The 11,442-nt window shown below is 74.0% G+C and carries 9 protein-coding genes; 1 reads left to right on the top strand and 8 read right to left on the bottom strand.

Annotated features, from left to right (window positions below):
- Positions 1 to 206, bottom strand: a 206-nt coding sequence (locus CR938_RS14440) for a hypothetical protein (RefSeq protein ID WP_211365230.1), incomplete at its 3' end; no start/stop codon positions are given.
- Between the two features lie 178 nt (positions 207 to 384).
- Here CR938_RS14440 and CR938_RS12270 point away from each other — a divergent pair.
- The gene (locus CR938_RS12270; protein ID WP_162125290.1) at positions 385 to 3,114 is read left to right on the top strand and encodes a bifunctional diguanylate cyclase/phosphodiesterase; all 2,730 of its coding nucleotides are present in this window, start codon (positions 385 to 387) and stop codon (positions 3,112 to 3,114) included.
- Positions 3,115 to 3,120: 6 nt separating this feature from the next.
- Here the strand turns inward: CR938_RS12270 and CR938_RS12265 are convergent, their stop codons facing one another.
- From CR938_RS12265 to CR938_RS12235, 7 genes are all read right to left on the bottom strand, one after another.
- Positions 3,121 to 3,924 carry a ferritin-like domain-containing protein gene (locus CR938_RS12265; RefSeq protein ID WP_162125289.1) on the bottom strand — a complete coding sequence of 268 codons (804 nt, stop codon included), beginning with the start codon at positions 3,922 to 3,924 and terminating at the stop codon, positions 3,121 to 3,123.
- Positions 3,925 to 3,948: 24 nt separating this feature from the next.
- Positions 3,949 to 5,418, bottom strand: coding sequence for an amidophosphoribosyltransferase (purF, locus tag CR938_RS12260; protein ID WP_162125288.1), 1,470 nt, complete (start codon positions 5,416 to 5,418; stop codon positions 3,949 to 3,951).
- 47 nt (positions 5,419 to 5,465) lie between these two features.
- Positions 5,466 to 6,062 carry a CvpA family protein gene (locus CR938_RS12255; RefSeq protein ID WP_162125287.1) on the bottom strand — a complete coding sequence of 199 codons (597 nt, stop codon included), beginning with the start codon at positions 6,060 to 6,062 and terminating at the stop codon, positions 5,466 to 5,468.
- Between the two features lie 31 nt (positions 6,063 to 6,093).
- On the bottom strand, positions 6,094 to 7,095 hold the full coding sequence (locus tag CR938_RS12250; RefSeq protein ID WP_162125286.1) for an SPOR domain-containing protein: 1,002 nt from the start codon (positions 7,093 to 7,095) through the stop codon (positions 6,094 to 6,096).
- 62 nt (positions 7,096 to 7,157) lie between these two features.
- Positions 7,158 to 8,417, bottom strand: coding sequence for a bifunctional tetrahydrofolate synthase/dihydrofolate synthase (gene folC, locus CR938_RS12245; RefSeq protein ID WP_162125291.1), 1,260 nt, complete (start codon positions 8,415 to 8,417; stop codon positions 7,158 to 7,160).
- 70 nt (positions 8,418 to 8,487) lie between these two features.
- The gene (locus CR938_RS12240; protein ID WP_162125285.1) at positions 8,488 to 9,132 is read right to left on the bottom strand and encodes a histidine phosphatase family protein; all 645 of its coding nucleotides are present in this window, start codon (positions 9,130 to 9,132) and stop codon (positions 8,488 to 8,490) included.
- Between the two features lie 105 nt (positions 9,133 to 9,237).
- Entirely contained in the window at positions 9,238 to 11,391 is a 2,154-nt protein-coding gene (locus tag CR938_RS12235) for a S46 family peptidase (protein ID WP_162125284.1), read from the bottom strand.
- Positions 11,392 to 11,442 lie beyond the last annotated feature (51 nt).

Raw genomic sequence — 11,442 nt, 5'->3', positions numbered from 1 at the left:
ATCCCGAGGGCCGGATCGCGGCGCGCTCGCGCAGCCCCGAGCGCTATCTCGGCCAGCCGGTCCCGGACTGGGACAAGCTGGTGGCCCTGGGCACCCGCAACGGCGTGTTCGAGGCCCTGTCCAAGGAGCGGCGGCGCGGCGCAGCCCCCCGGGGCCAGCAGGACCAGCAGGGCCAGGATCGGCGGCGCGGCGGGGACGGGGCGCATGGCGGTGCTCCGGCACGACGGGAACCGCCAGCATGGCACAGGACGGGCATGGCGTTGCCAGTTGCCAGCGCGCGCGGCGCGCCTACTCTCCCTCGCAGATGCGGTGCAGGACCACCGTCGCGCGGCCCGCGCCCGGTCCGCGCATCCACGGCACAGCAGCAGGAGGACCATCGCGGGCATGGCGCAGGCCAACAGGCGGCAATCCCGTTCGGCCAGGCCCGCGTCCGGCCTGCGGAGCCACCTGTACCTGCTGGTGGCCGCGGCCCTGCTGCCGATGCTGGGCATCGTCCTGCTGACCATGTGGCATGCGGCCAACCGGCTGCGCGAGGACTCCCGCACCCACCTGGCCGAGATCGCCTCGCTGCTGGCCCACGCGGTGGACCGCAGCATCCTCGACCACATCGCCAACCTGGGCATGCTGCACGAGGCCACGGCCGGCGACGCCGATACCGCCACCCTGCTGTGGCGGCGCGGCAGCGCCGCCGGTCTGGACACCCGGGTGGTCAGCGGGCACGGCGCCGGCACCGAACCGGTGCCGGCGGCGCTGCTGGAGGCCGCGCGCGCCACCGGCAGGCCGCAGGTGTCCGGGCTGTTCTTCCGCGCGGAGGATCCGGCCACGCCGCTGGTGGCCATCGCCGTGCCCGGCAGCGCCCCGGACGCGCCCGGCGCGGCGGTGGTGCTGCGCTCCAACCACCTGATCGACACGGTGGCCACCGCCGCCGCGGACCAGCACCTGCTGGTGGCGGTGGTCGATCCCGAGGGCCGGATCGCGGCGCGCTCGCGCAGCCCCGAGCGCTATCTCGGCCAGCCGGTCCCGGACTGGGACAAGCTGGTGGCCCTGGGCACCCGCAACGGCGTGTTCGAGGCCCTGTCCAAGGAAGGGCAGCAGGTGGTGTTCGCCTTCCAGATGCTGGAGGCCGCGCCGGGCTGGGCGCTGGTGGTGGGCGAGCCGCTGGCCGCATTCCAGGCGCGCTGGCGCGCGCCGCTGCCGGGCATCGGCCTGGGCGCGCTGCTGGCCGCGGCCTTGGGCCTGCTGGCCTGCCACCTGCTGGCCGGCCGCATCCTGCGCCCGGTGGGCAGCCTGGTGCGCCGCGCGCAGCTGATCATCGCCGGGCACGACGCCCTGCCGGCGGCGGCCGACCCGGCCCCGCCGCCGGCGATCCGCGAGCTGGCCACCCTGCAGGAGGGCATCACCAACGCCGAGATCGCCCTGCGCCGGCGCGCCGACGACGCCCGTACCCTGGCCGCCAGCCTGGACCGCAGCCAGCGCATCTACCGCACCGTCGCCGAGGCCGGCGCCCTGGTGTTCTGGCAGGCCCGCCCGGACGGCACCATCAGCACCGGCACCGGCTGGCCCGAGCTGACCGGCCAGCCCGAGTCGGCGGCGCTGGGCCGCGGCTGGCTGCGCGCCGTCCACCCGGACGACCTGCCGGCCCTGGACGCGTCCTGGGCCGGGGTGATCCGCAGCCGCGGGCCGTTCGACCTGGAGTTCCGGGGGCGCGACGCCCGGGGCCAGTGGCGCTGGGTCCGGGCCCGCGGCGACCGCCTGGCCGACGAGGACGGCGGCGGCTGGGTGGGCGTGCTGGAGGACGTGGACGCGCGCCGCCAGGCCCAGGAGCACATCGTCTACCTGGCCCGGCACGATCCGCTGACCGGCGTGGCCAACCGCGGCGTGCTGATGGAACGGCTGGCCGCGGCGGTCGCAGCCGCCCGCCAGGGCCGCCACGCCGCGCTGCTGTGCCTGGACCTGGACCGCTTCAAGGAGGTCAACGACACCCTCGGCCACCCGGTCGGCGATGCCCTGCTGCGCACGGTGGCGGTGCGCCTGCGCCAGAACGTGCGCGGCAGCGACCTGGTGGCGCGGCTTGGCGGCGACGAGTTCGCCATCCTGCTGGAACCGCCCGTCGGCCGCGAGCAGGTCGAGGCCCTGGCCGGGCGCCTGCTGGAGACCGTGCAGGCGCCCTACGACCTGGACGGCCATCGCGTGGTGGTCGGCGCCAGCATCGGCATCGCCATGACCGGCGACCAGGCGCCCACCGCCGAGCACCTGCTGCAGAACGCCGACCTGGCGCTGTACCAGGTCAAGCACCACGGCCGCGGCCACAGCTGCTTCTTCGATCCGGGCATGGACCGGCGCATGCAGGAGCGGCGCCGGCTGGAGATGGAGCTGCGCGAGGCCGTGGCCGCCGGCCAGTTCGAGATCCACTACCAGCCGCGGGTGTGCCTGCCGCAGCGGCGCCTGCGCGGCTTCGAGGCGCTGCTGCGCTGGCGCCACCCCGAACGCGGCCTGCAGGCGCCGGACCGCTTCGTGCCGCTGCTGGAGGAAGTGGGCCTGATGGACCAGGTGGGCTGCTGGATGCTGCGCGGTGCCCTGCAGGAGGCGCTGCGCTGGCCGGAGCACCTGACCCTGTCGGTCAACCTCGCCGGCCACCAGCTCGATCCGGGACTGGACGGATGGCTGCTGGAGGAACTGGCCAGGGCCGGCTTCCCGCCGGCGCGCCTGGAGCTGGAGATCGACGAGGAAACGCTGTGCCGCAGCTTCACCGCGGCCGAGGCCAGCCTGGCGCGGCTCAAGGGGGCCGGCATCTCCATCGTCATCGACCAGTTCGGCACCGGCAGCTCGTCGCTGAGCTGGTTGCGCAGCTTCGTGTTCGACAAGGTCAAGTTCGACCCGGTGTTCCTGCAGGAGCTGGAACGCACCCCGCACGGCCACACCGTGATCGACGCGGTGTCCAGCCTGTGCGCGCGGCTGGGCATCGCCATCGGCATCGAGGGCGTGGAGCGGGAGGAGCAGCTGGCGCTGCTGGGCGGAACCGCCAGCGACGAGGCCCAGGGCCGGCTGTTCGGCTCGCCGCTGGAGGCCGGCGCGGTACTGGAGCTGATCCGCCGCGAGCAGCAGGCCGGCTGAGCCGGCTCAATCGGCCTGCTGCTGCAGGGCCAGCAGTTCGTCCTCGTCGAAGCCGGCCAGCAGCCGCGCCTCCAGGTTGAACGGGCCGCGCAGGTAGCCGCCGGCGTACTCGCGCAGCAGCTCGCGGAAGCGCTGGCGCGGCTCCACGCCGCGCTGCCGGCAGTACCAGTGGTACCAGCGCGAGCCGGCGGCCACATGGGTGACCTCCTCGCGCAGGATCACCTCCAGCGCTTGCACCGTGCGGTCATCGCCCAGCGCGCGCAGGCGCTCGATCATGCCCGGGGTCACGTCCAGGCCGCGCGCCTCCAGCACGCGCGGCACCAGGGCCATGCGCGCCAGGCCGTCGTGGGCGGTCTTCTCGCACATCTCCCACAGGCCGTTGTGCGCGTCGAAGTCGCCGTAGTCGTAGCCGAACTCCTGCAGGCGCCGCCGCAGCAGGGTGAAGTGGCGCGCCTCGTCGTCGGCCACCCTCGCCCAGTCGCGGTAGAACTGCTCCGGCAGGCCGCGGAAGCGGTACACCGCGTCCCAGCCCAGGTCGATGGCGTTGAGCTCGATGTGGGCGATGGCGTGCAGGAACGCCGCCCGCCCCTCCGGCGTGCCCAGCCCGCGCTTGGGCACCTCGCGCGGATGCACCAGGCGCGGGCGCGGCGGCCGGCCCGGCATGCGGATCGGCTCCGGCGGCGGCGCGTCCCCCGGGATCACCAGCTCGCCGCGCTCCAGCGCGGCGAAGTGCGCGTGTGTGAGGGCGACCTTCTCCGCGGGGTCGGCGGCGTCCAGGCACTGGCGGGCGGCTTCGAACAAGGAACGCATGGCGGGGCGCCTTCCGGCGCGGGCTCAGCAGGCGCGGCGCTTGCGCTTGGCCTCGTCCGAGCGCAGCTGGCGGATGCGCTCGAAGTAGCCCGGTTCGATGCCGGTGACGTAGTTGCCGTCGAAGCAGGAGGAGTCGAAGCGGGTCAGGCGCGGGTTGCCCTCGCGCACCGCGGCCTCCAGGTCCTCCAGGTCCTGGTAGATCAGCCAGTCGCAGCCCAGCAGCTTCTCCACCTCCTCGACCGTGCGGCCGTGGGCGATCAGCTCGTCGGCCGAGGGCATGTCGATGCCGTACACGTTCGGGTAGCGCACCGGTGGCGCGGCCGAGGCCAGGTAGACCTTGCGCGCGCCGGCGTCGCGGGCCATCTGCACGATCTGCTGGCTGGTGGTGCCGCGCACGATCGAGTCGTCCACCAGCAGGACCACGCGGTTGCGGAACTCCAGGTGGATCGGGTTGAGCTTGCGGCGCACCGACTTCACCCGCTCGCCCTGCCCCGGCATGATGAAGGTGCGGCCGACGTAGCGGTTCTTGATGAAGCCCTCGCGGTACTTCACGCCCAGCACGTTGGAGATCTCCAGCGCCGCGTCGCGCGAGGTGTCCGGGATCGGGATCACCGTATCGATGTCGTGGTCCGGGCGCAGGCGCAGGATCTTCTCGCCCAGCTTCTGGCCCATGCGCATGCGCGCCTTGTGCACCGACACGTTGTCGATCATCGAGTCGGGGCGGGCGAAGTACACGAACTCGAAGATGCACGGCGCGCGCTCGACCGGCGGCGCGCACACCTCGGCGATCAGCTCGCCGCGCGGGGTGATGACCACCGCCTCGCCCGGCTCCACGTCGCGCAGGCGCTCGTAGCCGAGGATGTCCAGCGCGGCCGACTCGGAGGCCACGCAGTGCTCCACGCCCTCGGCGGTCTGGCGCCGGCCCAGCACCAGCGGGCGGATGCCGTGCGGGTCGCGGAACGCCACCAGGCCCAGGCCCAGCACCACCGCGACCACGGCGTAGCCGCCCTTGACCCGGCGGTGCACGCCGGCCACGGCCTTGATCGCGGCCTGCGGGTTGAGCGCGTGCTGCACGTCCAGCTCGTGCGCGAACACGTTCAGCAGCACTTCGCTGTCCGATTCGGTGTTGATGTTGCGGCGGTCCTGCTCGAACACCTCGCGGCGCAGCGTGTCGGTGTTGATCAGGTTGCCGTTGTGCGCCAGGGCGATGCCGTAGGGCGAGTTGACGTAGAACGGCTGCGCCTCGTCCATGCCCTCCGAGCCGGCGGTCGGATAGCGGCAGTGGGCGATGCCCACGCGCCCTTCCAGCACGCTCATCGAGCGGGCGTCGAACACGTCGCGGACCAGGCCGTTGCCCTTGTGCACGCGCAGGCGCGTGCCGTCGGCGGTGGCGATGCCGGCGGCGTCCTGGCCGCGGTGCTGGAGGACGGTCAGGCCGTCATAGAGTTGCCCGGCAACGTTCTGGTTGCCGACGATGCCAATAATGCCGCACATGCTGGGAATGTCTCCGCGACGGTCGCCGACCGTGAGTGGACGGTGGATCAGGATCGGGACGGCGCGCCCTCGTCCATCGGTGCGGGCCATGCGTCCATGCCCGTGCCCGTGTCGGCCCGTCCGGGGCCGTCATTATCGCCGCTGGACGGGTGGCTGCCAAAGTCCAGCTCGCTGGCGGCCCATTCCGGCAGCCAGCGGGCCAGCCATTGCGCGCCGGGCAGCAGCACCGGCACCACGCGCGATTCCTGCCAGGCCCGCTCGCCGGGCAGGCGGCTGAACGCCATCAGCAGCAGCAGCACGCAGGCCACCAGCGCGCCGCGCGCCAGGCCCAGCGCCAGCCCCAGCGCGCGGTCCAGGCCCGACAGCCCGACCGAGTGCAGCAGTTTGCGCATGGCCCAGCCGACCAGGCCGACCAGCACCAGCACGCCGATGAACGCGGCGGCGTAGCCGGCCAGCAGCTCGCTGGGACCGGGCTGGCCGTCGCTGCTGAACCGGAACGCCAGCTCGCCGCCGTAGCGGAACGCGCACCAGCCGGCGCCGATCCAGGCCACCACCGAGGCGACCGTGCCGACGAAGCCGCGCAGCACGCCGAACAGCGCCGAGGCGGCGACCACGGCCAGCAGGAACAGGTCGATCGCGTTCACGCGCCCTCCCGCGCGGCACGCCCGGCCGGGATCACGGGTGCGAGACCACCATGCCGGTGCCGAAGTTGCCCGCTGCCAGGCGCGCCTTCAGCTGCTCGGCCTCGGCACGCGAGGCCACCGGCCCGACCCGCACGCGGTTGAGCGTGCCGCGGTCGGTGCCCACCGGCTGGACGATGGCGCTGAAGCCGGCGCCGCGCAGGCGGTCGCGCAGGGCGTTGGCCTCGGCGGCGCTGGCGAAGGCGCCCAGCTGCACGGCGAAACCCACGTTCGCCGCCGCCGGCGTGGCCGGCGCCGATGCCGCCGGTGCAGGTGCCGACGTCTTCGCGGGCGTGCTGGCGGTGGCCGGTGCCCTGGGCTGCGCCTGCGCCGGGGCGGTGGCGGCCGGTTTCGGCGCGGCCGCCGTGGAGGTCGTGGCGGCCGGGGCGGGCGTCGCCCGCTCCGGCGTCCGGTCCTGCGCCGTGCGCTCCGGCTGCGGCGCCGGCCGGGTGGAGGCCGCCTCGGCTTCGGTCTGCGCGTCCAGGGCGATCACCTGGGCGTTGACGTCGTTGCGGATGCGGATGGCCTGCAGGCGCCCGGCCTCGGCCAGGGCACGGTCCGGATACGGCCCCACGCGCACGCGCCAGGCCTGGCGGCCGTTGATCGTGGCCTCCTCGATGAAGCCCTCCAGCCCGGCCTGGCGGACGCGGGTGAGCACCGCCTCGGCGTCGCGCTCGCTGGCGTAGGCGCCGAAGCTCACCGCCCAGCGCCCTGCCGCCGTGCCGGCGCCGGCCTGCGGCTCCGTGGCGGCCGTGGCCTCGGCGGCGGGCGCGGCGGCCGCCACCGGCGCGGGCTGCGGCTCCTGCCCCGCATCGCCGCCCAGCAGGGGCAGCTCGCGGGTCTCGTACTCGCCGCCCGGCGCATCGGGCACGCGCATGGCAATGTCGTCCACGCCGCTGTCCGGCGCCGGCCCCTTGATCAGCGGCGGCAGGAAGATGACCGCCAGCGCGACCAGCACGGCTGCGCCGATCAGGCGTTGTTTGAGGGTGGTATCCACGGGCTCGCGGCAGGATTCGGAAAGGCCGCCCGATTATAGGCGCCGCATCGCCGGCCGGCCCCTCACCGCCCTGAACGCAGCGTCCGGATCGCCGCGGCGGCGGTGTGGAACGAGCCGAACACCAGCACCCGGTCGCCGGGCGCGCAGGCGGCCACGGCGCGCGCCAGCGCCGTGGCCACGTCGGCGTCGCGGCTGCCGGCGGCCGCGGCGGTGCCGGCCAGGCGCGAGGCCAGCGCGTCCCCGTCCTGGCCGCGCGGCGCCTCCGCCAGGCCGGCCAGGTGCCAGCGTGCGATCCGCCCTTCCAGGGCCGCGGCCACGGCCGCCACGTCCTTGTCGGCCAGCGCGGCGAACACCGCGGCCGTGGCGCCGGCCGCGGGCGCGGCCTTCAGCCAGGCCGCCAGCTCGCGCGCGGCCTGCGGGTTGTGGGCCACGTCCACCACCACCTCCACGCCGCCGTGCGCGAAGCGCTGCAGGCGCCCGGGCAGGCGCGCGGCGGCCACCCCCTCGGCGTACGCATGGTCGGGCAGCGTGCCCGGCAGCGCGCGCAGCGCGGCGATGGCGGTGGCGGCGTTGGCGCGCTGCACCGGCGCGGCCAGCTGCGGATTGGGCAGCAGCAGCTCGGCGCCGACCTCGCGCCAGCGCCAGTGCCCCTCGTCCACCGGCTCGTGGAAGAAGTCGCTGCCCAGGCGCAGGGCGTTGGCGCCGATGGCGTAGGCGTGGCGCAGCACGCTGGAGGGCGAGTCCACCTCGCCCAGGACCAGAGGCTTCCACGGCCGGGCGATGCCGGCCTTCTCCGCGCCGATGCTCTCGCGGTCGCTGCCGAGCCAGTCGGTGTGGTCGATGTCCACGGTGGTGATCACCGCCACGTCGGCGTCCACCAGGTTGACCGCGTCCAGGCGCCCGCCCAGGCCGACCTCCAGCACCGCCAGGTCCAGCCCGGCGCGCTGGAACAGCCACAGCGCGGCCAGGGTGCCGAACTCGAAATAGGTCAGCGGTGTGGAGCCGCGCGCGGCCTCCACCGCGGCGAAGGCCCCGGCCAGCGCCTCGTCGGAGGCCTCCCGGCCGTCGATGCGCACGCGCTCGTTGTAGCGCAGCAGGTGCGGCGAGGTGTAGGCGCCCACCTTCCAGCCGCCGGCGCGGGCGATGGCCTCGATGAAGGCCACGGTCGAGCCCTTGCCGTTGGTGCCGGCCACGCTGACCACCTGCGCGGCCGGCCGCTCCAGGCCCAGGCGCGTGGCGACCTCGCGCACGCGCTCCAGGCCCAGTTCGATGGTGCGGGGATGCTGGCGCTCGATGTACGCCAGCCACTGCTGCAGGTCCATGCCGCTCACGCCGGATGCCGGAACCACGTCGCCTCCCGCCGCGCCGGCCCGCGCCGGGAGGACCGGCACCTCACAGCGCCCGGTGCCTGGCCTCGCCGAAGAACGGGGTGTGGTGCGCGCAGTCGTTCAGGCGCACCACCTCCAGGCGGTCCACGCGCGGGCCCTCCAGCAGGTTGAGCGTGGTCGGCGCCTGGCGGAAGGTCCACAGCCTGCCGATCGGCAGGCCGAGGACGCGGCACAGCAGGACGCGGTTGACCGCATCGTGCGCCACCATCAGCAGGGTGTCGGCCTCGCCCAGGCCCTCGGTGGCGCGCTGCAGGCCGCGCCAGGAGCGCTCCAGCACCTGCCGCAGCGACTCCCCGCCGGGCATCAGCACGGTGTCCGGCTCCTCGCGCCAGGCGCGCAGGCGGGCCGGGTCCTTCTCGGCGATCTCGGCGGCCAGCAGGCCCTCCCCCTCGCCGTGGGCGATCTCCTGGATGTCCGGGTCCAGCGCCAGCATGCCGGCGCGGTCCTCGCCCAGGGCCAGCTCGGCGGTGCGCCGGGCACGCGACAGCGGCGAGGCCACCGCGCGTGTGATCGGCACCCCGCGCAGGCGTTCACCCAGCGCGCGTGCCTGGGCCTCGCCCACCGGCGAGAGCGGGATGTCGATCTGGCCCTGGTAGCGGCCTTCGGTGTTCCACGGCGTCTCGCCGTGACGAGCAAGCAGGATGCGCATGGGATCCCCGTATGGGCAAAACCCCGCCGCACCGGCGGTGCGGCGGGGTGCGCATCATACCCGTTCGGGGGCGGACGGTGCCGCCCCGGCGGCCGGATCAGGCCGTCAGAGGCCCATCTCCTTCAGCAGCTGCGGGGCCGGGTAGACCTCCTGCATGATCCAGCGCATGTAGCGCTGGTCCACGGCGATCATGCGGGTCATCTTCGGGTCGAACACCCAGTTGGAACTGACCGACTCCCAGTTGCCGTCGAAGGCCAGGCCGACCAGCTTGCCGTGCGCGTCCAGCACCGGCGAGCCGGAGTTGCCGCCGGTGATGTCCAGGTCGGACAGGAAGTTCACCGGCACCGAACCCAGGCGCGGATCCTCCAGGCCGCCGTAGCGCTTGGCCGCCACCGCCTCGCGCAGCGCCTGCGGGGCGTCGAACGGTTCCTCGCCGGTGTGCTTGGCGACCACGCCCTCCAGGGTGGTGAACGGGGTGTAGGCGACGCCGTCGCGCGGCTCGTAGCCCATCACGTTGCCGAAGGTGATGCGCAGGGACAGGTTGGCGTCCGGGTAGACGAAGCGGCCCTGGCTCTTGCGGTAGTCGGCCACGGCCTTGAGGAACACCGGGCGCGCGGCCAGGTTCTCGCCGGCGCGGACCTTGGCCTGCTCCTCCAGCTCCAGCAGGGTCGGCATCACCGCCACCGCGTACTGGATGGCCGGGTCGGTGCTGGCCTCGAACGCCGCGCGGTCGGCGGACAGCCACTTCAGGCGCTCCTCGGTGCTGCCCAGCTTCGTGCCGGCCAGGCGCTCCACAGCGCGCTCCACGGCCCTGGCGTCGTTGCCGCCCAGCCACCGGTCCACCGCGGCCACGCGCTGGGCGGCCGGCAGCTGCACGTACTCGTTGAGCCAGTAGGCCTGCAGCCGGCGGTCCATGGCCGGCACGTAGCGGCGCTCCAGCTGCTTCATCGCGCCCTCGATGGTCGGGATGTCGCGCTCCTGGTAGCCCGGCTCGCGCTCGGCGTCCGGCTTGGCGCGCTCGATCGCCAGGCGGTACAGCTGCACCGCCGCGCCGACCGCGCCGGTGCCGTGGAAGCTGCGCAGCACCAGGTCGCGCTCGCGGGTGGCCTTGGACTGCTCCAGCAGCTCCACCAGGCGGGCGTGGGCCTCCAGCGCGCGGGCGCCCTCGGCGCCCTGCCCCTTCAGCCAGGCCAGCACCGCCGCTTCCTCGGCGTGCTTCTGCCCGGCCGCGTCGATGCGGCGGAAGCCTTCCAGCTGGCCGTCGTAGTTCTTGCTGGTGTTGTTCCAGCCGGCCATGGTGCTGGCGTACTTGACCTGGATCTCCGGGTCCTTCTTCCCGGCCTCCTCGACCATGGCGATCATGTTCTTGTAGTGCCGCGCGATGGTCGGGTAGGTCCACTGCGCGGTGTTGTCGAACTCGGCCGCCAGCGCATAGCGGTTGGTCGAGCCCGGGTAGCCGGCCACCATCACGAAGTCGCCTTCGCCCAGCGGCCTGTCGGCGATCTTCAGCCAGTGCTTCGGCTTGTACGGCACGTTGTCCGGGGAGTACGGCGCCGGCTTGCCGTCCTTGCCGACGTAGGCGCGGTAGAAGGCGAAGTCGCCGGTGTGGCGCGGCCACATCCAGTTGTCGATGTCGCCGCCGTACTTGCCCACGCTCGAGGGCGGCGCGTAGGCCAGGCGCACGTCGCGGATCTCGAGGTTCTTGAACAGACGGTACGTGTTGCCGCCGGAGAAGCTGTACAGGCGGCAGCGGTAGCCCGGCTCGGCCTCGCACCCGGACACCAGCTTCTTCTCCAGCGCCTCCAGGGCGCGGGCACGGGCCAGCGGATCGGCGGCCGCGTCCAGGGCCGCGCGCACCTGCGCGGTGACGTCGGTGATCTCCTCCAGCACGTACACCCGCGCGTTCGGGCCGGCACTGAGCTCCTCGGCCGGGGTGGCGGCGTTGAAGCCGTCGCGGATCAGGTTGCGCTCGGGGGTGGAGTTGAGCTGGATGGCGCCGTAGGCGCAGGGGTGGTTGGTCACCACCAGGCCGTTGGGCGAGACGAAGCTGGCAGTGCAGCCGCCCAGCGCCACCACCGCGCCCATCGGGTCGCCGGTCAGGTCGGCCAGCTGCTCAGGCTTCAGCTTCAGCCCGGCCTGCTTCAGCGGCCCGGCGATTTCCGGCAGCTGCTGCGGGACCCACATGCCCTCGCCGGCAAAGGCGGCGGGGACCGCGGCCAGGGCGGCCAGGACGGAGGCGGTGAGCAGGCGTAGACGCATGGCGATGGTTCCAGGTGAAAGGATGGCCGATTCTAGCGCCCGCCCCCCCAC

The organism is Pseudoxanthomonas taiwanensis (genome assembly GCF_010093135.1).
In the GTDB taxonomy this organism is placed as follows: Bacteria; Pseudomonadota; Gammaproteobacteria; order Xanthomonadales; family Xanthomonadaceae; genus Pseudoxanthomonas; species Pseudoxanthomonas taiwanensis.
The sequence above is the reverse complement of the archived record's forward strand: the minus strand, read 5'-3'. Positions and strand labels throughout refer to the sequence as shown.

What these genes read in the sequence shown, in the direction of transcription:
- CR938_RS12235 (WP_162125284.1), bottom strand. Translation starts at nt 11,391, where the DNA reads ATGCGTCTACGCCTGCTCACCGCCTCCGTCCTGGCCGCCCTGGCCGCG.
- folC (WP_162125291.1), bottom strand. Translation starts at nt 8,417, where the DNA reads ATGGACCTGCAGCAGTGGCTGGCGTACATCGAGCGCCAGCATCCCCGC.
- CR938_RS12265 (WP_162125289.1), bottom strand. Translation starts at nt 3,924, where the DNA reads ATGCGTTCCTTGTTCGAAGCCGCCCGCCAGTGCCTGGACGCCGCCGAC.
- CR938_RS12240 (WP_162125285.1), bottom strand. Translation starts at nt 9,132, where the DNA reads ATGCGCATCCTGCTTGCTCGTCACGGCGAGACGCCGTGGAACACCGAA.
- CR938_RS12270 (WP_162125290.1), top strand. Translation starts at nt 385, where the DNA reads ATGGCGCAGGCCAACAGGCGGCAATCCCGTTCGGCCAGGCCCGCGTCC.
- purF (WP_162125288.1), bottom strand. Translation starts at nt 5,418, where the DNA reads ATGTGCGGCATTATTGGCATCGTCGGCAACCAGAACGTTGCCGGGCAA.